This window comes from Xanthobacteraceae bacterium (assembly GCA_019454205.1).
In the GTDB taxonomy this organism is placed as follows: Bacteria; Pseudomonadota; Alphaproteobacteria; order Rhizobiales; family Xanthobacteraceae.
Window position 1 is genome coordinate 614,468 of sequence record CP075369.1, and the last position, 25,356, is coordinate 639,823.

At 56.4% G+C, this 25,356-nt stretch carries 22 protein-coding genes; 21 read left to right on the forward strand and 1 reads right to left on the reverse strand.

Going from position 1 to position 25,356, the window contains the following annotated elements:
* The 21 genes from KF794_02980 (at position 1) to KF794_03080 (ending at position 24,023) form a co-directional block, all read left to right on the forward strand.
* Positions 1-1,083, forward strand: coding sequence for an ABC transporter ATP-binding protein (locus tag KF794_02980; GenBank protein ID QYK45678.1), 1,083 nt, complete (start codon positions 1-3; stop codon positions 1,081-1,083).
* A complete protein-coding gene (gene pepE, locus KF794_02985; protein ID QYK45679.1) occupies positions 1,080-1,769 on the forward strand; it encodes a dipeptidase PepE in 690 nt (229 codons plus the stop codon). The genes KF794_02980 and pepE overlap by 4 nt, the downstream gene beginning before the upstream one ends.
* Positions 1,770-1,790: 21 nt before the next feature.
* Entirely contained in the window at positions 1,791-2,678 is an 888-nt protein-coding gene (locus KF794_02990) for a xanthine dehydrogenase family protein subunit M (GenBank protein QYK45680.1), read from the forward strand.
* Positions 2,659-3,147, forward strand: coding sequence for a (2Fe-2S)-binding protein (locus tag KF794_02995; GenBank protein ID QYK45681.1), 489 nt, complete (start codon positions 2,659-2,661; stop codon positions 3,145-3,147). Before KF794_02990 ends, KF794_02995 begins: the two co-directional genes overlap by 20 nt.
* A complete protein-coding gene (locus KF794_03000) occupies positions 3,144-5,426 on the forward strand; it encodes a xanthine dehydrogenase family protein molybdopterin-binding subunit (GenBank protein ID QYK45682.1) in 2,283 nt (760 codons plus the stop codon). The genes KF794_02995 and KF794_03000 overlap by 4 nt, the downstream gene beginning before the upstream one ends.
* Positions 5,423-5,659 carry a MoaD/ThiS family protein gene (locus tag KF794_03005; protein ID QYK45683.1) on the forward strand — a complete coding sequence of 79 codons (237 nt, stop codon included), beginning with the start codon at positions 5,423-5,425 and terminating at the stop codon, positions 5,657-5,659. The genes KF794_03000 and KF794_03005 overlap by 4 nt, the downstream gene beginning before the upstream one ends.
* A gap of 24 nt (positions 5,660-5,683) precedes the next feature.
* A complete protein-coding gene (locus KF794_03010) occupies positions 5,684-7,132 on the forward strand; it encodes an aspartate ammonia-lyase (protein QYK46572.1) in 1,449 nt (482 codons plus the stop codon).
* 12 nt (positions 7,133-7,144) lie between these two features.
* The gene (gene cofH / locus KF794_03015) at positions 7,145-9,568 is read left to right on the forward strand and encodes a 5-amino-6-(D-ribitylamino)uracil--L-tyrosine 4-hydroxyphenyl transferase CofH (GenBank protein QYK45684.1); all 2,424 of its coding nucleotides are present in this window, start codon (positions 7,145-7,147) and stop codon (positions 9,566-9,568) included.
* A complete protein-coding gene (gene npdG, locus KF794_03020) occupies positions 9,565-10,233 on the forward strand; it encodes an NADPH-dependent F420 reductase (GenBank protein QYK45685.1) in 669 nt (222 codons plus the stop codon). The genes cofH and npdG overlap by 4 nt, the downstream gene beginning before the upstream one ends.
* A 1,027-nt stretch (positions 10,234-11,260) precedes the next feature.
* The gene (locus tag KF794_03025; GenBank protein QYK45686.1) at positions 11,261-12,352 is read left to right on the forward strand and encodes an ABC transporter substrate-binding protein; all 1,092 of its coding nucleotides are present in this window, start codon (positions 11,261-11,263) and stop codon (positions 12,350-12,352) included.
* 3 nt (positions 12,353-12,355) lie between these two features.
* Positions 12,356-13,225, forward strand: a complete 870-nt coding sequence (locus tag KF794_03030) for an ABC transporter ATP-binding protein (GenBank protein QYK45687.1) — start codon at positions 12,356-12,358, stop codon at positions 13,223-13,225.
* 10 nt (positions 13,226-13,235) lie between these two features.
* Positions 13,236-14,015 (forward strand): ABC transporter permease, encoded by a 780-nt coding sequence (locus tag KF794_03035; protein QYK45688.1) that lies wholly within the window; start codon positions 13,236-13,238, stop codon positions 14,013-14,015.
* On the forward strand, positions 13,993-14,649 hold the full coding sequence (locus KF794_03040; protein QYK45689.1) for a flavin reductase family protein: 657 nt from the start codon (positions 13,993-13,995) through the stop codon (positions 14,647-14,649). Before KF794_03035 ends, KF794_03040 begins: the two co-directional genes overlap by 23 nt.
* Before the next feature lie 213 nt (positions 14,650-14,862).
* Positions 14,863-16,014 carry an aminopeptidase P family protein gene (locus KF794_03045; protein QYK45690.1) on the forward strand — a complete coding sequence of 384 codons (1,152 nt, stop codon included), beginning with the start codon at positions 14,863-14,865 and terminating at the stop codon, positions 16,012-16,014.
* 2 nt (positions 16,015-16,016) lie between these two features.
* A complete protein-coding gene (locus KF794_03050; GenBank protein QYK45691.1) occupies positions 16,017-17,183 on the forward strand; it encodes a mandelate racemase in 1,167 nt (388 codons plus the stop codon).
* Positions 17,183-18,295 carry an NAD/NADP octopine/nopaline dehydrogenase family protein gene (locus KF794_03055; GenBank protein QYK45692.1) on the forward strand — a complete coding sequence of 371 codons (1,113 nt, stop codon included), beginning with the start codon at positions 17,183-17,185 and terminating at the stop codon, positions 18,293-18,295. The genes KF794_03050 and KF794_03055 overlap by 1 nt, the downstream gene beginning before the upstream one ends.
* Positions 18,292-19,278, forward strand: a complete 987-nt coding sequence (locus KF794_03060) for an LLM class flavin-dependent oxidoreductase (GenBank protein ID QYK45693.1) — start codon at positions 18,292-18,294, stop codon at positions 19,276-19,278. The genes KF794_03055 and KF794_03060 overlap by 4 nt, the downstream gene beginning before the upstream one ends.
* A gap of 3 nt (positions 19,279-19,281) precedes the next feature.
* Positions 19,282-20,139 (forward strand): FAD binding domain-containing protein, encoded by an 858-nt coding sequence (locus KF794_03065; GenBank protein QYK45694.1) that lies wholly within the window; start codon positions 19,282-19,284, stop codon positions 20,137-20,139.
* Positions 20,123-22,894 (forward strand): molybdopterin-dependent oxidoreductase, encoded by a 2,772-nt coding sequence (locus KF794_03070; protein ID QYK45695.1) that lies wholly within the window; start codon positions 20,123-20,125, stop codon positions 22,892-22,894. The genes KF794_03065 and KF794_03070 overlap by 17 nt, the downstream gene beginning before the upstream one ends.
* Positions 22,891-23,400 (forward strand): Lrp/AsnC family transcriptional regulator, encoded by a 510-nt coding sequence (locus KF794_03075; GenBank protein QYK45696.1) that lies wholly within the window; start codon positions 22,891-22,893, stop codon positions 23,398-23,400. Before KF794_03070 ends, KF794_03075 begins: the two co-directional genes overlap by 4 nt.
* A gap of 506 nt (positions 23,401-23,906) precedes the next feature.
* Entirely contained in the window at positions 23,907-24,023 is a 117-nt protein-coding gene (locus KF794_03080) for a hypothetical protein (protein QYK46573.1), read from the forward strand.
* Positions 24,024-24,281: 258 nt separating this feature from the next.
* On the opposite strand, the gene KF794_03085 is transcribed toward KF794_03080, so the two are convergent.
* On the reverse strand, positions 24,282-25,190 hold the full coding sequence (locus tag KF794_03085) for a helix-turn-helix transcriptional regulator (protein ID QYK45697.1): 909 nt from the start codon (positions 25,188-25,190) through the stop codon (positions 24,282-24,284).
* Positions 25,191-25,356 lie beyond the last annotated feature (166 nt).

The following is a 25,356-nucleotide window of genomic DNA, read 5'->3' on the forward strand; positions in this document are numbered from 1 at the left end:
ATGAAGCAGGCCGGCATCGAAATCGAAAACATTACTGTCCGCTACGGAAACTCCGTTCCGGTGGCCGCGCTATCGCTGGATGTGAAGCCGGGCGAATTCGTCTCGCTGCTCGGGCCGAGCGGTTGCGGCAAGACGACGACCCTTCGTTCCGTCGCCGGCTTCAGCGACATCGCGGAAGGCGACATCCGCATCGGTGGCGTATCCGTTCGAAACGTTCCGGCGAACAAGCGCAACATCGGCATGGTTTATCAGGACTACGCACTTTTCCCGCACATGAACGTCGAAAAGAATATCGGCTTCGGCTTGCGGATGCGCAGCGTTGCGGCCGAAGAAATCAAGCAACGGTCGCGCGCCGCGGCGGATCAGCTCCGGCTTTCGAATTTTCTCGAGCGCTATCCGCAGCAGCTCTCCGGCGGACAGCAGCAACGAGTTGCGCTTGCCCGCGCGCTAGTCGTGCGCCCGGACGTTCTGCTGCTCGACGAGCCGATGGCTGCGCTAGACAAGCAACTGCGCTCGGACATGCAATTCGAACTGAAGGACCTTCAGAAGTCGGTCGGCATTACCACGGTCTTCGTGACGCACGATCAGGAGGAGGCGCTTTCGCTTTCGGACCGGATTGCGGTCATGCACGACGGGAAGATTTTGCAGATCGACAAACCCGACACGCTTTATCACTTTCCGGCGACGCGCTTCGTCGCGGAGTTCGTGGGTACGGCGAATTTATTCAAGGCGAGTGTCACCAATGCCGGCGGCAAGAGCCGGATTTCGCTCGATGGACTGGATGCCACGATGCAGCTCGACCGCGAGCTGCCGCAGGGCGAGGCAGAGGTCATGCTGCGGCCCGAGCAAATTAGTTTTGGCAAGGATGCAGGGGTAGGCGCCATAGCGATCCCGGTCCGCGTGCAGAGCGCCGTCTTCGTGGGCGCCGCGACGCGCTATCAGGTGACCGTGCCGTCAGGGCAGGTGCTTCGTATCGACGTTTCCGGTGTGCAGTCCATTCGTCCCGCGGCCGGCGAGAACGCCACAATCTCCTGGCGACTCGGCGACATGCGAATCTATCGAGGCGGAAAGCTCGTGCAATGAGCCGCATGCTGCTCATCAGTAATTCGGGAACGCCGTTTCTCGAACATTGCAAGGGAATGATCCGCACGTTTCTGTCCGGACGCACGCGCGTGACGTATGTCACCGCGGCACGTCTCGGCGACGAAGACGAGCGCTATAGCCGTGCGGCCAAGGCGTTGGCCGGCGAAGGTCTCGAGACGGATCATTTAAAGCTCGACATTGAGGCCGTGCGTAAGCTCGACGAAGCGCAGGCGATCTTCGTGGGCGGCGGAAATACTTACGCGCTGGTCAATCGCCTTCGCCAGCACGGCCTGTTGCAGCGGCTTGCTGAGCGTGTGCGCAACGGCATGCCCTATGTCGGAACGAGTGCGGGTACGAACATCGCAGCGCCAAATATTCTCGCGACGAATGACTGGAATATCGTCGGCGCTACCGAGTTTACCGGCATGGCGCTCGTGCCGTGGGCGATCAATCCGCACTATCAGGAAGTGGACGCCGCGATGGCGCCGGGAAGCGAGACGCGGGACCAGCGGATTGCGGAGTATCTCAATTGCAACTTCATCCCGGTGCTCGGGATCGAGGAGGAGACCGCAATTCAGGTCGAAAACGATAAAGCAACAGTAGTCGGGCAGGGCCGCGCGCGTTTGTTTGAGCGCGGCAACAGGCCGAAATGGCTCCCTGTAGGGACAGAATTTTCGCTGCATTGAAAGCGGCGAGGAGCAGGCGGTATGGACGTGGAATTCTTGGAGCCGCAATCGTTGCAGGATGCGATCGCTATGGCGAAAGCCAGGGGGTCGGCTGCACGATTTATTGCAGGAGGTACCGATCTAATTATTCAGGCGCGCAAGTCCGGAACCTGGCCGGCGACGGTCATCAATCTCCAGCGGCTTACTACGCTCGGTGAGATAAAGGTTTCGGATCGCAACTATTCCTTCGGCTCGCTCGTTACGCACCGGCAGATCGAGAGCGACGCCCGCTTCGCGGGCGGCCTACAGGCGCTGCAAGAGAGCGCTTGTGTGATCGGCGGTCATCAGGTGCGCAACGTCGCAACGGTAGGTGGGAACATTTGCAACGCATCGCCCGCGGCCGACATGGTACCGATTTTGTTGTGCCTGAATGCGGAGGTTTCGCTCGCCGGCCCCAACGGTAGCCGAGTTATTCCGCTTGCGGAATTCACCCAAGGCCCGCGGAAGACGCAACGCGCGAGCGACGAGGTCATGACGGAAATCATCTTCTCGGCTCCCGCGAGGAAATTCGCTTCAGCCTTTTTGAAAGGCGGCCGTCGTCGCGCAATGGAAATTTCCATCGTTGCGATGGCGGGCGTCGTTTCCGCCTCGGCAGACGGCAAGTTAACCGATGTGCGGCTGGCGATGGGCGCGGCGGGACCGAAAGCGATCCGGCTCGCCGACGCCGAGAAGTTTCTCGAAGGCAAGACACCTTCCAAAGCCGTGCTCGAAGAGGTGGGCAGACTTGCAGCGGCGGCGGCCACGCCGATCGATGACGTGCGCGCTTCGGCGAGTTTCCGCCGTCATCTCGCGGCCGTCTATGCGCGCCGCGTGGTTGAAATCAGTTGGAATAGAATCTCGGAAGTACGCAATGACAGAAGTGCAGCTTGATCTCACCGTGAACGGTCGCCGGCACCGGCTTTCCGTTCCCGCTCATTATTCGCTGCTCGACGTCCTGCGCGACGAGCTCGAACTGACCGGCACTAAAACCAATTGCCTCGAAGCCGAATGCGGCGTTTGCACTGTTACGCTCGACGGCAAGTCGATCGCATCCTGCACCGTGCTGGCCGCGCAATGTCAGGGCAAACAAGTGGCCACGGTCGAAGGCCTCGCCGAGGGCGCGAACCTTCATCCGTTGCAGGAAGCCTTTGTCGAATTCGGCGCCGTACAGTGCGGCTATTGCATTCCCGGCATGATCATGACGGCGAAAGCGTTTCTCGACGAAAATCCAAAGCCGACGCGCGAAGCGGTCCGCGAAGCGATCGCGGGAACGCTGTGCCGTTGCACCGGCTACCAGAAAATCGTCGATGCGATCATGGCCGCTTCCGAGCGCCTGTCGCAGCAGGGAGCGCGGCCATGAACTCTCCCTTCCGTATCATTGGCAAATCTTTTCCGCGGCTCGATGCGCGCGGTAAGGTGAGCGGCAAGGCGATCTATGGCACCGACTTTGTAATGCAGGGAATGCTGCATGGAAAGTTGGTGCACAGTCCGATCGCCAGCGGGGAAATCCTTTCCATAGATACCGCAGACGCGATGGCGATGCCCGGCGTCTATACGGTCGTGACGGCGGCGGACATTCCCGCGCAACGCTATGGCTCGTTCGTCAAGGACATGGAGGTGTTCGCCTCAAGCCATGTGAATTTCGTGGGTCAGCCCGTTGCGGCAGTCGTTGCCCGCACGGCGGAGGAGGCGGAGGCCGCCGCAAAGTCCGTACGCATCGAATACAAAGAGACGCCAGGGGTGTTCACAACTGAGGATGCAGCACTCCCAGATGCGCCGCTCGTTCATCCCGATTGGGAGCAATATAAAGCCGTGCCGACAGTGAGACGGAAGGGCAACGTGACAAATGACGCACGTCTCGTGCTCGGCGATGTCGATAAGGCGTTAAAAGAGTCGTATCGCGTTTTCACGCACCGTTTCGTCACCAATGTCGTTCATCCCGGCTACACCGAGCCGCGCGCTGCGGTCGCGCATTGGGACGACGCGAACCAGCTGATCGTGTGGTCGAACACACAGTTGCCCTTCGAGGCGCAGGCGACGCTCGCCGAAATCTTCAAGCTTACGCCTTCGCAAGTGCGCGTGAACGTAACCGTCATCGGGGGTGGCTTCGGCGGCAAGTTGCGGCTTGGCGTTGAGCATTACGCAGCGGCCGCCGCCCTCAAGGCAGGACGTCCCGTCAAATTCGTGTCGACCTGCGAAGAAGAAATGACCTCAGCGCTGCCGCGCCAACCGCTGATCATTGAGCTGACCACCGGCGTCACCCAAGACGGCAAGATTCTCGCAAAAGCGGCCAGCATCCTCGTCGATACGGGTGCGACCTCAGGCTCGGGCGTCGGCGTCGCCTCGAGTGTGATGCTGATGCTCGCGGGTCCCTACAAGATTCCGAACCTACGTCTGGAAAGCCGTTCAGTTTACACGAACAAGACGCCGACGGGCTCGTTCCGTGCGCCCGCCGGACCTCAAGGAAACTTCGCGGTCGAGTCGCAGATGGACATTATCGCGGATGCGCTCGGCATCGATCCGCTTGAGTTTCGCCTCCGCAATATCGTGCGTGAGGGCGACCTCGCGCCGAACGGACAGAAACTCGAAAGCGTCAGTCTTGAAGAGTGTCTACTGAAAGCAGCGGATGCCATCGGCTGGAAAGATCGCAGACCGGAGCCCGGCCGCGGCAAGGGCATTGCCTGCGCGTGGTGGACGACGACGTCGGGTTCGTCAGGCGTTTATGTGAAGGTTGGTCCGGACGGTCAGGTGTTTCTCAATACGGGTTGCGCCGAAATCGGTACGGCTGCGCTCACCGGCGCTGCGCAGGTGCTCGCCGAAGCGCTCGGCGTCGAACTGAGCAGCATCCAGATCGTTAGCGGGGATACCGCTTCGACGCCGTTCGACTTCGGCGCGCAGGGCAGCAGAACCGCTTTTGCGGTCGGTAACGCCTGCCTGGACGCGGTCGGCAAACTTCAACAACGAATGAAGGAAATCGCCGCGAAGCAATTTGCGGTGAAGCCTGAAGAAGTCGCGATCGATAACGGCGCCGCTAAGTTCGGCGAGAAATCGCTTTCGCTGAAGGAAATTGCGGCGAACGCGCAAACAAGCCAGGGCGGGTTGATTGCGCACGGCACTTTCATCGCGCCGCCGACGCTTCACGATAAGGAGCGGACGGAAAACATGGTGATCACCGCCATTAACTCGCCCAGCTTCCACGCACACGCGGTCGATTTGTCGGTCGATGCCGAAACCGGCGAGGTCAAGATCCACGACTATGTCGTGGTGCAGGACGTCGGTCGTGCGATCAATCCGAAATACATCGAAGGCCAGATCGAAGGCGGCGTCGTGCAGGGTATTGGACAGGCGCTGAGCGAAGAGATCGTTTACGAGAACGGCGTCGTCCGCAATCCCGGTCTGACCGACTACAAGATGCCAACAGCGATGGACGCACCCAATATCCGATCCATCATCGTCGAATCTCCGAGCAAGGTCGGTCCTTACGGTGCGAAGGGCGTGGGCGAGCCGCCCGTGATCCATCCGCCGGCGGCGATCGCAAATGCGATCGCTTCAGCCGTTTCGGCGCGTGTGCAGACTTTGCCGATCACGGCCGAGAAAATCGTGCAAACACTCGCGGAGGTTTCTGAATTACCCAAATGAGCATTTTGGTTCATGCACGGTTGCACGGGCTTCTCCGTTTGATCATCGAAGATCCGGAAGGCAGGTGCGAAGTACAACTCGAACCGGAAGCAAGCGTAAACGATTTTCTTGATCGGATTGACGCGCGAAACAAGGCTTGGATCGTTTCTGTGAACGGCACGCTCCGACGCGGCGACTATAAACTTCGTAATGGCGACGAAATCGACTGCTATCCGCAATTGAATGGCGGATAGAATCAGAAGGCATTTTTGATCGACATGGTGAACATTGGGATCATAACGGCGAATAGCGATTATGACCTCGTGGTAGTGCGTCGTGAGCGTGATTCTCTCGGCGAAATGGATATTGAAGAAAACCGCTATTGGGGGATTCACACCGAACGCGCGGTTCGCAATTTCCCGATTACCGGGATTTCTATCGGGAAATTTCCTGAGCTTATCAGGGCGCTAATGCTGGTGAAGATCGCTGCGGCCCGCGGCAATCGTATGGTTGGAGCGCTGTCATCGGCGAACGCCGAGGCCATCGAGATGGCTTGTGACAGGCTTATGAGCGAGCCAGCTTTTTCAAGACAGTTTCCTGTCGACATTATTCAGGGTGGGGCGGGTACGTCGACAAATATGAATGCGAACGAGGTAATCGCGAATCTCGCGATTGAAATCCTCGGAGGAATTAGGGGCGACTATAAACTCGTTTCCCCGCATGACGACGTGAATATGTCGCAATCCACGAACGACGCCTATCCAACCGCGCTTCGACTCGCAGTGCTAATGGCCGCTGAGCCGTTGCTGAAAGCAATGGAGCAACTTGCCGAAGAAATGGCCCGCAAGGGTGCCGAATTCGCCCACATTTTGAAGATCGGCCGCACGCAACTGCAGGAAGCAGTTCCGATGACGCTGGGTCAAGAGTTTAGTGCTTTTGCGGTTACAATTCGGGAGGACGTTGAACGAATTCAGGAGTCACTCCGACACTTCTGCGAAGTAAACCTTGGTGGCACCGCAATTGGCACTGGCCTCAACGCACGGGCTAGGTATGCAGAAAAAGCAATCACGGAGCTTGCAGCACTCACTGGCTACCCGATCAAACAGGCGCCAGATCTTGTGGAAGCGACTTCAGATATGGGCGCCTTTGTTTTGTTTTCCGGCGTCCTCAAGCGAGTTGCCGTCAAGCTATCCAAAATTTGCAATGATCTTCGTTTGCTTGCGAGCGGGCCGGGTGCGGGCTTCGCGGAGATAAAATTGCCAGCCGTGCAGGCAGGCTCGTCAATCATGCCAGGCAAAGTGAACCCGGTAATTCCGGAAGTCGTAAATCAGGTTGCGTATCTTGTCATAGGTCACGACTTGACTGTGACAATGTGCGCTGAGGCCGGGCAATTACAGCTGAATGCCTTCGAGCCGACGATCGGCTATTGCGTTCTGTCGTCGATCCGCTACCTGACCTCGAGCATAAATACGCTGTCAGCGCGCTGTATTGTAGGCATAGAGGCCAATGAGACGCGGTGCAGGGAAGTAGCCGAAACCAGCGTTGGACTCGCAACAGCACTAGCGCCTTTCATTGGGTACGAAAATTCGGCGAGGATCGCGAAACGCGCATTAGCGGAGAATAGGCGCGTGGCGGAGCTAGTGCTCGAAGAGGGCATTCTGAGCGAAGAAGCCGTTAGGAAGTTCCTTTCTGCTGAGGCTATGACAAAGCCGGTTCGCTCGGAATAACAAGGTGCGGTTATGACAAATGCAATCGATATTCAGGACTATGCGCTTGAAGAAGCGCGGTCGTTGCTTGCGCGCTTTGAGACGACACCGCTTGAAGTATTGCTTGAGGAAGCATCGCGTCAGGCGCGCGATTGGCACGGCCACAACATCTCCTTCTCGCGAAAAGTATTCATTCCCCTGACGCAGCTGTGCCGGGATACATGCGCTTACTGCACTTTTGCGAAGACGCCGCGACATTTTAAGGCGGCGTATCTTTCGTCCGAGGAAGTATTGCAGATTGCCAAGGCCGGCGAACGCGCAGGCTGTACGGAGGCGCTGTTCACGCTCGGCGACAAGCCGGAATTGCGTTACGCCGCCGCACGCGAAGAACTCGAAGCATTGGGCTATCCATCGACGCACACTTATCTCGAAGCAATGTGCGACTTGGTACTGAAAGAAACTAGCCTGCTTCCGCATGTCAATGCCGGTGTAATGAGCGAGGAGGAGATCTCGCGGTTTCGCCGTGTAAGCGTTTCTCAGGGTATTATGCTGGAGTCGATTTCACGCCGCCTCTGCGAAAGAGGAGGCGCTCATTTCGGCTCGCCGGACAAGGATCCTACAGTTCGGATCGAGATGATTGCGGCCGCCGGAAGGCAGAAAGTGCCATTCACTAGCGGCATCTTGATCGGTATTGGTGAGAACCGTCTTGAACGAATTCAATCGTTGCTGGCATTACGCGATCTGCACCGGCAATACGGTCACATTCAAGAGGTTATTGTTCAGAACTTTCGCGCCAAAGCTGATACGCGGTTTGCGGCAAACAGTGAGCCGGACCTCAACGACTTGCTCTGGACAGCGGCAGTTGCGCGCATCGTTCTTGGCGGTGCGATGAATATTCAGGTGCCACCAAACCTTAGCTATTCGGACTACCCGAAACTCCTTCAGGCTGGCATCAACGACTGGGGCGGGGTGTCGCCGGTTACTGTCGACCATGTGAATCCTGAAGCTGCATGGCCGGCGATTGCAAAGCTTCGCAACGAAACCGAGAAAGCTGGATTTTCGCTGACTCCGCGTCTCGCGGCCTATCCCGAGTATATTGGGGCCAAGTGGCTGGAGCCTGAAATTCATCGCCGTTCGCTTCAATTGATCGATAGCAACGGCTTCGTACGTGAAGAGGATTGGGCTCCGGGAGTGCTTGCAGAAATTCCGGCGCCGTTCATCTCCTCGCATCAATCGTATCAATTCGACAACCTCATCAATCGCGCTATGGCGGGTGAGCGCCTCGACGAGCACAATTTGACAGGACTTTTTTCCGCCAAAGGCGCTGGCGTCGAAGAAATTACTACTGCGGCCAATGAACTGCGCCAGCGTGTGAGCGGCGATACCGTTCGTTATGTTGTCAACCGCAATATCAATTACACCAACGTATGCATCTATCGTTGCAGCTTTTGCGCTTTTTCCAAGGGCAAGAGCCACGAGCATTTGCGCGGCAAGCCGTACGACATATCTTTAGGAGAAGTTGCGCGGCGAGTGCGTGAGGCCTGGAATAGGGGCGCCACAGAAGTTTGTATGCAGGGTGGTATCAATCCGCACTACACCGGGCAAACTTATCTGGACCTTGTAAAAGCGGTGAAGGATGAAGTGCCAGATATGCACGTTCATGCGTTCTCGCCGTTGGAGGTCTCGCAAGGGGCGGTCACACTCGGTATTTCGGTCGATCGTTTTCTGCGGATGCTTCGCGACGAAGGTTTGGGCTCGCTGCCTGGCACTGCCGCGGAGATCCTTGACGACGATATTCGTCAGGTTATTTGCGCAGATAAGCTGAACACACAGCAGTGGCTCTCGGTCATCAAGACAGCGCATGAGTGCGGTTTGCCGACGACATCAACTATAATGTTCGGACACGTCGAAACGCCAATTAGTTGGGCCAAGCATCTTCTGGCACTACGGGATTTGCAGAGGGAAACGGGCGGCATTACCGAATTCGTGCCGCTACCTTTCGTGCATATGGAGGCCCCCATGTCTCTGCGCGGTCAGGCGAGAAAAGGTCCAACTTGGCGTGAAGTCCGGTTGATGCACGCAATATCTCGCCTAGCTTTGCATCCGCTCATCCCAAATATTCAGGCATCATGGGTGAAGGTTGGAACTGTTGGTGCAGAGGTATTACTTCGTGGCGGCGCGAACGATTTAGGTGGAACGCTCATGAACGAGAGCATTTCTCGGGCAGCCGGCACGCAACACGGCCAAGAACTAGACCCACAAAGTATGGAGTGTCTTATTCGCGCTGCCGGCCGAGCACCACAGCAGCGCACGACACTGTACGCAAAGGCGTCCGCTGCTCAGCAGGCAAAAAGCTACAACGCCGCACCGCTTAGCGATCTCGTTCTCGATCCATTCGTGGGCAAGCGAAAGGGCGCTAATGGCAACGTCAATTTGGAAGTTGGAGGAAAGATATGAGTTCTCAAACGATGACAATCTGCATTGTGGGTGGCACCGGGGCTGAAGGTAGCGGTCTAGCCGCGCGCTGGGCCGCACATGGTCATCGTGTGATCATTGGTTCGCGCGACCTCGGCAAAGCGAAGAGTGCTGCGGAAGCTCTCAACGCACTTACAGGGAAAACGAATGCCGAGGCGATGGATAGCCGTGCCGGAGCGCAAACGGCAGATGTCACAGTATTAACAGTTCCATTTGCCGCTCAGAAATCAACCGTAGAAGGGCTGAAGGATGCTCTCAAAGGAAAGATATTAATTGACGTCACCGTGCCGCTCGTCCCGCCAAAAGTATCTATGGTGCAACTACCTGAATCAGACTCATGCGTTGTTGCAATTCAGAAGCTTCTTGGTGAGCAAACGAAGGTAGTCTCTGCATTTCAGAACGTGTCGGCACATAAGCTAAAAGACCTGAAGTATAATATTGACTGTGACGTGCTTGTTGCGTGCGATGACGTCGAGGCGCGGCAGATCGGGCTCGCACTCGCACGCGATGCAGGATTGAGAGGAATAGACGTTGGCTCGCTCGCTAACTCTGTAGTCGCCGAAAGCCTTACTTCGGTGCTAATCTGGATCAACCGCAAATATAAGATACCGGATGCAGGAATAAAAATTACCGGCCTAAGCGACTGATAAATAAGCGGCTTTAGACTTGGGCGCAAGGGAGATCAAATGATGAATACGCTAAAAGTCAAAGCTATCCAAATTTGGGTAGCGTGCAAGAAATTGGTGTCATCGAGCTTTCGCAAAGCGGCAGAAGTAGAGTCGCGCGCTGATACAAGTTCGACGCCGAATATGAATCGTTGGAACTGGTAGGTGTACGCTTTAGAATTTCTCCCAACTTAGGAAGGCAGAACGCCTTTCTTTTTTTTACCTAGGCCTGCTAGTATTCATTTCTTGCCAAGTAATGCATCGCTCGTTTGCCGATAACGTTCCCGTGCTCGTGGCGAGACCGTTCCTGAAGTCCACAACAAACGCTTAGATCGCAAAGATCGTCTGGCATTCATCCGCAATATGTCTAACTAGCGTCTGCTGGCTTGCAATGTTCAAGTTTTGAACTGCGCTTTGCGTGAACGGTTCTACTGTAACGAGCCATCTGTCCCATTGATCACTCAAGGAATTGGCCTTTTCACCAATCCGCTCAAATTCTGTAGCGGGTCGTTCACCGCATTTTGGACAGCAATAGTTCATAGGTCAGGCTCCGGTTCTTGAATGTTTAAAGGCAATATTCAGGCAGCTCACGGACTTCGAACTTTCGCGATCATCGGGTGTGACTACAACGTAAACGAAACCGTATGTGCAAACTTGTCGTAAGCGGTTCTAAATCCTTACTTGCTGGTCAGCACGATGTGATTTTAGAATTTTCTCCGTGCGGACAGATGAACTTTTGTGCATTTCGGACAGGGAGCGGGAAGCCCTAAACGCAATTTGTTTAACCTTACTAGGGCTGCATTGCTGCGGTGCACTCTAAAAAAGCAAGATCTAAGGTCTGTTGCGCAGATATTGTGCCAAACGCATCCGAAAATTAGCTGCAGAAGATTCTGAGCGAGTAGCGGCAAGCAGCATAAAGTTTCTCGGGCCTCTTAGCATTCGGAATTCTAATTTCGGACTGCATGTTAGCTTTTTTGCGACGAGCGAACGCAATGGAGCGAACTAAGCTATGCCAACGACCCTTCTTCAGCGCGCGGTGCGCATCGGTTTCGCGGCCCTTCTTTCCGTGTCGGCGAGCAGTCTGGCTGCAAACGCGCAAGAGAAGATCGTGGTCGGGCAGGCGACTGCAACGAGTCTCACGTTCGGCCCGGTGTTCGCGGCGATCGAGCTAGGCTTCTTTAAGGAAGAGGGCCTGGAACTCGATTTCAAGAATTTCTCCGGGGCATCGGTCCTCATCCCACAGATCGCGAACAAAAGCGTGACTATTGGCTTTCCAGGACCAGATCCTCTGATCCTTTCCCGTCAACCGGGCCGCGATCCGCTCCCAGTTCAGTTTTTCTACAACGCCGCGCGCCAATCGATCTGGCAATTCCTCGTGCTAGAGGACAGTCCGATTAAGACGCTCAGCGATATGCGGGGTAAGAAAATTGGCGTAGGGGCGCTCGCCAACGCGAATGTTCCGATTACACGTGCAATGCTGGCCGAACTCGGCATGACCATGACCAAGGACTACTCCTTTCTCGCGGTCGGTGTTGGTGCTCCTGCATTCCGGGCAACCCAAAACAAAGATGTAGACGTTTACAATACCTTTGATACCAACATCGCGGCGTTTGAGAACACCGGCACTAAGCTCCGGCGTATCCCGCAGGACCAGAAGTATCTCGATCTTTTCTCAAATGGTTTTGCCGCTCATATCGACACGATTAAAGACAAACCTCAGATCGTGATTGGTTTCGGCCGCGCCTTCACCAAGGGCATTATAGTTTGCGAAGTGAACCCCGACTTCTGCGTCAAGAACTTTTACAAGTACAACCCGACGCTTCGCCCACAAGGCGTCTCTGACGAAGACGCATTAAAGCTTGGGAGACACGTCCTCGCGTCGCGAATGTCTAGCTATCTCGCATTTCCCAAAGGGGAGAAGCGTACGTTTGGCGTCTACAGCGAGAAGTCCTGGAAGGAGTTCGTAAAGGCTCTTCATACGGGCGGCGAGCTTTCGACGGACAACATTGACGTTTCAACGCTCTACACCAACAAATTCGCTCCCGAATATATCCGCTTTGACGAGGCCAAGCTGCGCAAACAAGCGGAATCTTTAAAGTAATTTATGAGAAGCCTAGGCGCCACGGCTCGAAAGGTGAGGTTGACGGTTTCGAATGACGCCCGCCCCCTTCCTGCGTCTCCTGTATCGTTTCAATCCGGTCCAGCTGTGAGTGAATTTGGCAAGCCCGCGCTATCCGTTGAAAACGTCTCGGTGACTTATAAGTCATCGCGCGGCAAGCATACTGCTGTCGACGATGTCAGCATGAAAATGCATCCGGGCGAATTTGTCTCGATCCTTGGTCCATCGGGCTGCGGTAAGTCCACGCTTCTCGGCGTTGTCGCGGGACTGTTGTCCGCTTCCAGCGGTAGGATTTCGATTTTCGGAGAGGAAGTTATCGGTCCGCGCAAAGATATCGGAGTAGTTTTCCAACAGGCTACTTTGTTGCCTTGGCTAAATGTTATCGACAACATTTTGATTCCGATAAAGGCCTTGCGGCGAAACGACCGAGATTATGCGAAGCGAGCGAAAGACTTGCTAGAGCTAGTTGGCCTGACGAAGTTCGAAAAGTACTATCCAAACGAACTATCGGGCGGCATGCAGCAGCGGGTCGGCATCGCACGTGCTTTGATTCACGATCCGAATTTGCTCTTGATGGATGAGCCATTTGCTGCGCTCGACGCAATGACGCGCGAGCGTATGTCGTTGGAGCTTCAAGATATCTGGCGCGCTAGCGGTAAGAGTGTTCTCTTTATTACCCATAGCATTCCTGAAGCTGTATTCTTGTCGAGCCGTATTCTTATCATGTCGGCGTCGCCAGGTCGCTTCGTGAAGGAAATTACGATCGATCTACCCCGGCCACGCACTGCGCAGACGATGGCGTCCGGTCAGTACGCGGCACTCTGTGGCGAAATCCGAAAAATGTTTGATCATTGAGAGGAAGGGAATGTCCGATCGGGTCACATCAATTCTCTATCCGCTGCTCACACTCGCATTACTTTTGCTAGTTTGGCAGCTTTCGATCGATCTGTTGAAGGTGCCCGATTATATCCTGCCGCGTCCGCTCGCAGTGCTACATGCGCTAAAGGTCGGGTATATCGACGGCCAGTTCTGGCCGCACTTTTTTTTCACGTTGCGCTCTACAGTAACAGGTTACGTGATTGGTTGCGGCGCGGCTGTTATTGTCGGTGCGATTCTCGCGGAGTCTCGTACCTTCGAGAAGTTTGTATATCCCTACATCATCGGATTGCAGTCGATGCCGAAAGTCGCATTGGCACCGTTGATAACGGTCTGGTTTGGTTATGGTTTCGGGTCAAAGGTCGTGATGGTGGCTTTGATCTGCTTCTTTCCACTTTTCGTGAATACCGTTGTGGGAATCCGGCAGACGAACCCGGCGCTACTCAACATGATGCGCGCGTTCTCGGCGCCCACTTTGTATACGTTCTTCCGAGTGAAGCTATTTGCTGCTGCCGGACATATCTTCGCAGGTCTCCAAATTTCCATAGTGCTTAGCCTAATCGGCGCTGTTGTCGGCGAGTTTGTTGCTTCGTCCGAGGGCATTGGTTGGCTAATTCAGGCTTCGCTTGCGAATTTCAATACCGCGCAGATGTTCGCGGGCCTTATCAGCCTGATTTTTATCGGTGTGGTGGGAACGCGCATCGTACAGTTTCTGCATCACCGCCTCGTGTTTTGGGACCGCGGTATTGCAAATACTGCAGCAGCGTAAAAGCATGCGTAACTTTGACAATTTGGCTGAAATCGATAGCGGCAGGTTGTCAGCTGACGCAGCCTATAAGCTGTTAACGGGTTGCATCGTGCCGCGGCCAATAGCGTGGGTCACGACCGTATCCGCAGAAGGAATCGTGAATGCCGCACCGTTCAGCGCATTCACGTTTCTTGCGAACAAGCCGCCGCTTATCGGCGTCAGCATAGGGCGCAAGCTTGGGCGGTTAAAGGATACGGCGCGGAATATCATCGACACGAAGGAATTCGTGGTGAACATCGGCACCGAGCAGGCGCTCGAGCCTTTGCACTTCAGCGCCGACGAGTACGAAGTGCATGAAAGTGAGCCGCAGCTCCTCGGCATCGAACTGCGGCCGAGCTGTTTCGTGAAGCCGCCGCGGATTGCCTGCGCTCCCGTGAGCCTCGAATGCAAGCTCGTCGAGCAGCATCACTTCGGAGAATATGACACCTGCCTGTATGTCGGGCGCGTCGACTTGTTCCGCGTGTCGGAGGAATTCCTGAGCGACGGAAAGATAGATTCCGTGGCGCTGCGCCCGATCGCACGGCTTGGCGGCCCGGTTTACGCAAAGCTCGGTGAGATTGTAAAGCAACGGCCAGTACGGGTTTCGGCAAAATGAATAAGCATTTTCTGCTGCGGACAGCCTTCAATACGGCAAGACCGAATTGTCTTGCGAATGAATTAGCGACCAAATTTTCTCGAGCGTCGCCATAAATAGATGATGCGCTACGTAACGAATTCGAACTGAACAACGAGGGCGAGAGCGTCCCCCGTGCTGCACAAGGAAGGAATGGCGCGAATGCCAAGAACGGCTGGATTGGAAGAATCGGTATTGGCCGCTGTGAAAAAAGATGCGCCGGCGCCCCTCGCGGAGCATGAGGTCATTCGTCTCCTTCGCTCGCGCATGAAAGAGGCGGGCTACGATGCGCTCGTTGCCTTCTCGCAAGACAACGTAACCTATGCGGCCGGCTTCATGGTGCCGAGTCACCTTACGAACCGCTTCCGGCGCACGATTACGATCATCGCTAAGGACGATTTTGCGACGCAGATCGTCGTCAACGTGGAAGAAAAGCAAGCAATCGCGCGTTCCCGCTTCCACGATGTACGGGCCTATGACCAGTTCCGTGACGAACCGTCCGACGTACTCGCCGATGCGCTGATCGAAGCGGGTGTCGCTTCGGGCAAGATTGCGATCGAACTCGATTTTATGCCAGCGCGGGACTTCATCATGCTTTCGAACCGGCTGCCGAAGGCGAAGTTCGAGGAATGCAAAGACATCTATTTTCTCGCCCGTATGATCAAGACGGACGAAGAAGTACGGACGCTGCGCGAAATCGGCGTGCTCACGGAAAAAGTCATGCACGATACGATGCGGGAAATCCGGGTCGGCATGACGGAAGTGGATGTGTCGCGTCTTCTCGTCGATCAGATGATCGCGGGCGGATCGACAAACTTCAAGTATCGTGTCGGCTCCGGCGTGAATGGTTCGATCACGAATTGCGGCACGACACACAAGAAGATCGAGGCGGGAGATATCATCCGCATCGAAGTGCTGGGCGAGCTGAACAACTACCGCTCGAACGTGACCCGCACAGCAGTCGCAGGCAAGCCGACCGAGCGCCAGAAGACGATCTGGTCCAAGCTCATCCGTGCACGGGAGATCTGCAAGACGCTCCTGAAGCCGGGCACGCCGGTAGCGCAGCTTTACCAGACCTACGTCTCGGCATGCCGCGAGAGCGGTATCGAGCCCACAATCAAGTTCCTTGGCCACGGCATCGGCCAGACCATACACGAGGAGCCGTACATCACCGATACGCGCAATATCGTGCTTGCGCCGAACATCACCTTTACGATGGAGCCGCTCTACATGATTCCGGGCGAGATGGGTTTCCATGTCGAGGACATGTACATCGTGACGCGCGACGGGTTCGACGCAATCACGGGCAACCTCTCGAAGAACGATGAGCTGATCGAAGTAGGCTGATTGTGAGCAAGCTGACTGTCGCAAGCGTCGACACTTATATTGTCAGTCTGCCTTTGCGCCGGCCACATAGCTGGGCGGGGCTGACGGCTGCAGGCAACCGCGAGTACGTCGTTCTGCGCATGCGTTTGAGCGACGGAACGACCGGCTGGGGCGAGGCACAGACAATCCCGACCTGGGGTGGCGATGACGCTAGCCGGTATGGCGAGACGCCGCGTGGCGCGATCGGTCTGATCAAGGAACTGCTGGTTCCGGCCTTGAATGACGTCGATGTAAGCCGCGTCGAACTGGTTCACGCGGCGATGGATCGTGCGTTGCGCGGCCATCCTTATGCGAAGGCTGCGGTCGAAGTCGCGATCCTGGATGCGCTCGCGCGCGGATTGAACGTGCCGGTGTATCGCTTGCTAGGCGGGCTTTATCGCGAGCGTGTCGAACTGGCGCACAGCATCGGCCTGATGGACATCAAAGATGCGGCGACTGAAGCTGCGGCGACGGTCGAAGGCGGGATCAAGACCTTGAAGGTCAAAATCGGTATCGATGTCGAGCGCGATGTGAAAACGGTTAGCGAAATTCGTAACGCCGTCGGCGCAGGCATTAAGATCAGGGTCGATGGCAACCAGGGTTATCGCAGCTGGCGCGAAGCGGTTACGGCGATCAATCGCATGTCCGAATTCGACATCGTCTATGCGGAGCAACCGGTCGACGGTCTCGATCAAATGGCCGAGGTATCGGCGCGTTGTGACGTGCCGCTCATGGCGGACGAGAGCGCATGGACTGACCGCGATGTTGTGAAAATCGCGGATATGCATGCTGCGCAGTATCTCTCGGTCTATTACACGAAGCCGGGCGGACTCTGGAAAGCGCGCAAGCTCCTTGCCGTTGCTGGCGCACACCGGATGATCTCCGATATCAACGGCTCGGGCGAAATGGGCATCGGCAATGCTGCCAATCTGCATCTGGCCGCGGCTGCTCCGGAAGTCGTGCTACCGGGCACGATACCCGTCACATCAACCAGCGAATTCGAGCAGACGACAGTCGCTGGCCGCCGTTATCTCGACGACATCGTCGTAAAACCGCCGCGTTATGCGGACGGCTTTCTCCATGTTCCGGATGGCCCGGGGCTTGGCATCGAAGTCGACGAAAAGAAGCTTGCGAAATATCAGGTTCAATAATGCAAGAAGCGCGTCCCATTAAGACGGTTGCGATCATTGGAGCGGGCAATGGCGGCTGTGCGGCCGCGGCCGACCTTACTTTGCAAGGGTTTGACGTACGCCTGTACGGCCGCAGCCCGGAGACCGTGGCGCCGCTGCAAGCAATCGGCGGCGTGCATTACGAAGGCGTGCTCGGTGACGGATTTGCGAGAATTCCGCTGATTACGACCAGCGCCGGCGAGGCGATGGACGGTGCCGAGGCGGTGCTCGTGATGGGTCCGACGCAAGCACACGAGAACATGGCTGCGACGGTCGCACCGCATTTGAAGGACAATCAAATCTTCTTTGCGGCACCGGGTCATACGCTCACTCTGCTTGCGCATACGCTACGCCGTCTCGGTCATAAGGCGCCCGTTACCTGCGAGTCTTCGACGCTTCCCTATATCTGCCGCAAGACCGAACCGGACAAAGTTCGCGTTTCTCGCAAATCCGCGAAGTTGCGCTTCGCCGCGTTTCCATCGGCTCGGACCGACGAACTCTTGCAGCGCATGCAGCCGCTGTTTCCGTCGCTTTCCGCGGTTCCGAGCGTGCTCGATACGGTTTTCTATTACACCAATGCGGTTCATCATCCGCCGGCGCTTCTTTGCAACATCGGCCGCGTGGAATCGACCGACGGCGACTATTGTCACTACTACGACGGCATTACGCCTTCGGTCGGAAAAATCATTGATGCGCTTGATCGCGAGCGCGTATCGGTTGCCGCTGCGCTCGGCATTACGGTGCCGAAGCTATCCGAGCATTTCTTTCAGATGAACTACACGAGCGAGGAAGGACGAAACGGCGGCACCGCCTACGACGTCTTTCACAACAGCGAACCCAACCGCTGGATTCGCGCGCCGAAGACCGTGGACCATCGTTTCTTCAACGAGGACATTCCGTTCGGCTTGATCCCGTTTTCCGAACTCGGGCGTCTCGCCGGCGTGCCGACCCCGGTTTGCAACAGCACGATTATGCTCGCCGAAATCGCGACGGGTAAGGCGTATTGGGATAATGCACTGACCCTCAAAAAGATGGGTCTAACGGGCCTTAGCGTCGCTGATGTGAAACTCTTGCTGGAGCGGGGTTATCAATGACCGGTTTTCCGTTCGGCATCAGCTTCGACGGGTTTATTCCGGTAAGGGATGCGGTTAGGCTTGCGCAACAGGCGGAAGCGCTCGGCGCCTGTTCATTTTGGGTTGCAGAGCATCTGGGTTTTCGCGAGTCGATCGTAACATCGACCGCGATCGCGCTCGGCACGAAGCAGGGCACTGTATTTCCGACGGCGCTCAGCCCTTATCTCCGCCATCCGATGCCGACTGCTATGGCGCTGTCTTCTCTCGCTGAACTGGTGCCGGGACGCTGCGGTGTCGCCGTTGGCGTCGGCAATCCGATGTTCCTGCGCGAGTCGGGTCTAGAGGTCGAGAAACCGGTGAAGGCGATCCGCGATTATGTTGCGGCGTTACGGAGCCTTATGAGCGGCGAGGCGACACAGCAAGAAGGTTTGACCTTTAATCTAAAGGGCGCACGCATTTCCTTCATCCCCGAAAGGCTGCCACCTGTGTATCTCGCGCCGATGGGGCCGCAGATGCTGAAGCTGTCGGGTGCCGTTGCTGACGGCCTCGTTCTTTCCGCGGGTCTCAGCCTCGACTTTATCCGTCACTCGATCGGTATCGCTGCCGAAGGCGCAACCTCTAACTGCAAAAATCCGGTAGCGATCAAAAAGACGGCCTATGTCTATTTCATCGTCGGCGGCGAGGGCGTGGATCAGCGCACGAAGATCAGACAGAAACTCGCCTTCCTCTTCAGGAACGAAAACCTGCGCGAGAACATCAAGGCGAGCGGATTGCCGATCGATCATGATGCAATCATCGCGGCTGTCGCAAAACGCGACATGGACGGTGCGCTGAAGCTCGTGCCAGACGAAGCCGCCGAGGCTTTCGCAATCGTCGGTTCTGCAGCGGATTGCAGGAAGCAGGTGCGGCGCTATCTCGATGCAGGTCTCGACGAAATCATCCTTTCGCTTGTCGGCACGCCCGAAGACAAGGCGAGAAGCCTCGCCATTCTCGGTGAGATCTAGGTCATGGATTATCGCCGCGCAGTCGATATCAAGGATGCGATCAGTCTCCGCCAGCAGATGGGTTATCCCTTCGTCGCCGGCGGAACTGACATTTATCCGGCCATTGAAAACGGTGCGCGCTTCTCCGGCTTGATCGACGTCTCCAGGGTAGAAGCCCTTCGCGGAAAAGTCCGGCAAGAAGGCGACGCATGGGTTATCCCCGCGCTGGCGAGTTGGACCGACATCGTCGATACCGATCTTCCGCCCCTGTTCGATTCGTTGAAGCAGGCGGCAGCTGAAGTCGGCGGCAGGCAGATTCAGAACGCGGGCACGGTCGCCGGAAATATCTGCAACGCGTCGCCCGCAGCCGACGGAATCCCGGCATTAATGGCGATGGACGCAAAGGTTGTGATCGCCGGGCCGGCAGGAGAGCGCGAAGTCTCCCTTGAAAAGTTCGTGCTCGGCAATCGTAAAATCGACCTCAACGAAGGCGAGCTGCTCCGTGCAGTGAAAGTGCCGGCGCGCACAACACGTACTGCGTCGGCATTCAGAAAGCTCGGTGCGCGGCGGTATCTCGTAATTTCGATCGTTATGGCTGCGGCGACGCTGGAATGCGAAAAAACGGGTAAAATTGTGAACGCGGGAATTTCGGTCGGCGCTTGCGCCGCGCGCGCGTTACGGCTTTCCGCATGGGAAGCTGCATTGCGCGGACGCAAGATAGGTGAAATAGCGTCCCTCGCAATCGATCCGGCCTTTATCGCGCCGCTTGCACCGATGGATGACATTCGAGGGGCCGGAGAATATCGCAAGCATGCTGCGGGCGTACTCGTCCGTGAAGCCTTGATGAAGGCCGCTGTGAGGTTGGATGAACAAGTCGCTTAAAAGCGGTGAAGCCAAAGGCTCCTTCGAGCAGAAGCCCGTGCGCCTGAACGTGAACGGCCGCGAGTATAAGGTAAGTTCGCAGGCCGGTTCGCGTCTTGCCGATGTTCTGCGCAACGATCTCGGCCTCATCGGGACGAAAGTAGGTTGCAATGCCGGTGATTGCGGCGCGTGCACCGTACTCATCTCCGGCAAGCAAGTGTGTAGCTGTCTCGTCTCGCTGGATCAGGCGGAAGGGACAACCATCGAAACCGTCGAAGGGTTGCAGGCGGACAGCAAACTGCGCCGCTTGCAGGCAGCGTTCGTCGATATGGGCGCCGCGCAATGCGGCATCTGCACGCCCGGCATGTTGATGGCGGCGGCCGAACTCGCGCGAGAGAGCAAAACCTGGTCGCGCACCGAAATTCTGGATCGCATGGGCGGCGTACTTTGCCGTTGCACGGGCTATACGAAGATCGTCGATGCGATCGAGCACTATCTGTCCGGAAAAGAACTTGCCTCAATGAATGCGGAGGCGAGTGCAGTCGGCAGCCGCGTTAGAAAAGTCGACGGCCTTTCTCGTGCGGAAGGGATCGCAAAATACGGCGCCGATGCTACACCGAAAGATGCAGTGTTCCTGATGGCGGTGCGTTCGCCCCATGCCCACGCGAAGTTTACAATCGGCGATACCGTGGCATTCGTGAAGGAGAACCCGGGCGTCGTGTGCGTCATTACGGCAAAAGATATTCCCGGAAAAAACGAGTACGGAATTTTCGATCACTATCGCGACCAGCCCGTGCTGGCTGAAAATCTTGTCCGGTTCTGTGGCGAAACGGTTGCCGGCATCGTCTATGAGCGCGATGCCATCGACACCATCGACTTCGATTCTTTCCCCGTCGCTTGGAAGCCGCTAGCGCCCGTTACCGGTATCGATGGCGGTCTCGATCCGAAAGCGGCCATGCTGCATGCGAGCCGTCCAGGCAACGTGCTCACACGCGGAAAGATGATCCGCGGCGATATTGAAACCGATCGCGGGCAACATTCGGTAACGGGAAAATTCAGCACCGGCTATGTCGAGCACGCCTACATCGAGCCGGAGGCAGGCTTCGCGCGCCGTGTCGGCGACCGCATGGAAGTATTCGTCACGACGCAAACGCCGTATATGGACCGCGACGGTGTGGCCCACGTTCTCGGAATTCCAAAAACGGAAGTGCGCATTCTTCCTTCGGCGGTCGGTGGTGGCTTCGGCGGCAAGATCGATATGTCGGTGCAACCGCTGATGTCGGCCGCAGCTTGGCTTACGGGTCGCCCGGTTGCCTATATTTACTCGCGTCTCGAAAGCATGCGAGTCACGCCGAAGCGTCACCCATCACGCATCGAAGCGACGCTGACCTGCGGCGACGATGGAAAGCTGAAAACGTTTTCCTTCCATGCCGACTTCAATACCGGGCCTTACGCGTCGGCCGGTCCGATTGTCGCGAACCGCGTCCCGCTTCATGCGATGGGTCCATACAATGTGCCGACGGTGCATTGCACGACACGAGCGGTGCTGACGACGGACGCGATTGCCGGTGCGTTTCGCGGGTTTGGCGTGCCGCAAGCGGCGATCGCGCACGAAGCGTTGATGGACCGGCTCGCGGACAAATTGAGTATCGACCGGCTCGAATTCCGGATTCGAAACGCGCTGCTGCCGGGAGACTCCACGGCAACCGGACAAAAGCTCTCCAGCAGTGTTGGCATGAAGGAATGCCTCGAAGCGCTGAAGCCGTCCTGGGCCGAGCAACGCAAAGCCGTTTCCGAGTTTAACGGGAGCAACGAGCGCTTCCGCCGCGGCATGGGCATCGGCTGCATGTGGTACGGCATCGGAAACACTTCGCAACCCAATCCTTCTTCAATGCGCATCGCAATCGGTGCCGACGGCAAGATCACGCTTTTCAGCGGCGCGGTTGATATCGGGCAGGGCGTCAATACGATCATGGTGCAAATGTGCGCCGATGCGCTCGGCGTGAGCGCAGACCGGATCAATCTCGTGCTCGGCGATACCGACCGAACGCTGGACGCCGGAAAAAGCTCCGCGTCTCGGCAGACATTCATCTCAGGCAATGCAGTGGTGCTTGCAGCCGAGAAACTGAAAGAGTCGGTCAGGCGTCTGACCAACGCCGGAGCCGATGCCACGGTAAAATTCGGCAACGGCAAGGTAGCCGTCTCGGGCGCGCAGGAAGTCACGCTCGACCTCGGCACGCTATCCCCGGATAGCGACGGCAATGTGCTTTCGGAAGTCGGCCACTACAATCCACCCACCACCGATCTCGACGAGAACCAGCAAGGTAGCCCTTATGCGAGCTATGCCTTCGCTGCGCAGTCGGCGCTGGTCGAGGTGGATGTTCTTCTTGGTACAACCAAGGTTCTGAAAATCTGGGCGGCGCACGATGTCGGCCGCGCGGTCAACCCGACGCAGGTCGAGGGCCAGATCCAGGGAGGTATCGCACAAGGACTTGGCCTCGCCTTGATGGAAGAATATATTCCGCTAGCGACCGACAATCTGCACAATTATCTGATCCCTACGTTTGGCGACATGCCCGAGATCGAGATCCACCTCATCGAGACGCTGGATCCGCTTGGACCGTTCGGGGCAAAGGGTATTGGCGAGCCGGCGCTTGTGCCGACAGCGCCCGCCATTCTTAATGCGATTGCGGATGCGACAGGTTGTCGTCCTACGCAGGTTCCGGTCACGCCCAGCAGAATGTGGCAGCTCCTTCGTGATAGTCGTAAGGATTGACGCGCAATCTCGGATTGAACGTGGAAAAGCTGACGAATATCGATCTCAAGATCCTCGAAGTACTGCAACGTGAGGGCGATATTACGAACGTGCGTCTCGCCGAACTCGTGGGCTTGTCGCCGAGCCCGTGTCTTCAGCGCGTCCGAAAACTGAGGCAGTCCGGCTACATCTCGGACGTAACCGCGATACTGAATCTCAGGAAGATCGCGAATTTCGTCACGGTCTATTGTCACATTCGTCTTTCCGAACAGACAGTGCGTCAATTTTCGGTGTTCGAGTCCGCTATCGCGAGAATCCCGGAAGCGGTCGAATGCGGAATGACGGGCGGCGAGTACGACTACATTTTGAAGTTCGTCGTACGCGATATGGAGCACTTCACCGAACTCACGACACTGATGATGGAAATGGACATCGGCATCAAGAACATTTCATTCAACGTCGAAGTGAAGAAAGTGAAAAATGCATTCGAGATGCCGCTTCGCGCGTTAATTAATAAAAAACGGTAACCTGTTGATGCTGTTGTTCTCTCGAAGTCCAACTGGCGCTTTCGTATAAGCCAATATCAGGTCCCCAATAAGAAGATCAGTATACTCTTAAGCAGTTACAATCGCTTTTAGCCGCAGTTATTCCCTGTTAGCTGCCTAGAAAATCCCTGTTTTGTATCCCTTGATTAAGCTAAAAGGCCCTTTTTGCTTTGGAAAAAGCTTTGGAACTGTAGCAACAGCCGAGCTTTCTGAAGTTCCCTGTAAATTTCCCTGTTTTCACGAAATTTCGAGCTGAGACTAAGTTCGAATAGACTGCGTCCTCAACCAATTCCTGCAATCAGGATGCGGGCTTAGCGGATAGCGGTTTTTAGCTTCCCACATCGTTTCCGGGAGCCGGCAGGCGCGAGCAGGGCAGACCCAAAGGTGATTTTCGAGCCACAGCGTCAGCTAAACTCCCGGTTTTTTCGGCACCGAAACCGCCGCGTTGCCGCTCAAGGTGAGTCCATGACAGCTCGGGAAACCAGAGCATCGACAACGAAGCTATTGCAATTGTCTGGCGAGCAAATCCTTTTCCTCCTCCTCCGTCGCACGTAGCGGATGGAAAAAACATTCAGCTAACCGCGCCTGTTCGTTTTATTCGCTGAATTGCGCGAAGCCTGCGGGTTCTTCCCGACAGCGAGGTAGAAAATTGGATCGGATTCCCTGGATCGTCAGAAGTGAATGAAAAGCTAGAAGCACAGATTGTGCGCGTGAGGCGGAGAAAGTTTCTATCCGGGAAGATGATTTGACGAGCAATGTGGTCGCCGACAGCGCGAACAATAGTAAGCGTAGAGATTATTGAAGTCGGACGCGGAACAAGAGCAGGCCAGCCACTTCATCAGTCGCGCACGAGCAGCAACGCGCTACGCGAACTCGTAGTTCATTTTGTACTTTACCTGACCGATAGTCACTTCCTTGCCGCAGTGTTCGCAAACGAGGCGCGGGCGGGCAGCTTTGCCATCGGACTTGTGTATCAGGATAGTGGGCACGCCCTTTTTGGGCCGCCGCCACTTGTCGCCCCAGTTCATGAGGAGAAGCAGCGAAGGATAGAGATCGACCCCTGCGGGGGCGAGCACATACTCATAACGGTCAGGATGTTGCTGATAACGCCGGCGCTCGAGCAGACCGTTCTCGACCAGCGCATTCAGGCGTTCGGTCAGAATGTTGCGGGCTATATCGAGATTATTCTGGAAATCTTCGAAACGCTTCACCCCATAGAAACTCTCGCGGAGAATTCGAAAGCTCCAGCGGTGTCCCATCACTTGCAATGCGCTTGCCACCGAGCAAGGGCGGCCGACCATGTAGGCTTGCTTTTCGCGGGAGCGAATGCGCGTAAGCGGAGGACCGACGCGGCGCTCTGTTGCGGCACCGGGACCGTCACGAACTTCGATCTCGAAGGGGGACAGTTTCCTGCCGGTATTGGTGCAAATCACGACCGGCCGTAAACGCTTGCCGCAATGCATATCGGTCAGCACCAGCGGCGCGCCCTGATTCCGCGGGCGCCACTTATCGCCCCAGGTCATCAAGGCCACGATCGCGGGATAGAAATCGCGCCCCGACTCTGAGAGCCGGTATTCAAAGCGTTGCGGTCTTTCCTGATACGCGTGTTTTTCGAGCACTTTATCGCGGACCAGCCGGTCCAGCCGCTCGGACAGAATGTTGCGGGCAATTCCGAGCGTCTTCAGAAACTGCTCGAAACGCCGCATGCCGAAGAACGCCTCGCGCAGAATTAAGTACGACCAGGGATCGGCGAGCACATCAAGCGCGCGCAATACGGAAGATACCGGTCTGTTACTGGATCGCATTGGCATTGCAGCGCAATAAGGCCCTGTGAACTATCGCATTTTAGATAACGCAATTTCGGATTTCCGCAACCGGTGAGTGAGTTGCGTTATGCTATTCAGTATGCTTATATAGTTTCGTTAAAAAACTGACCCA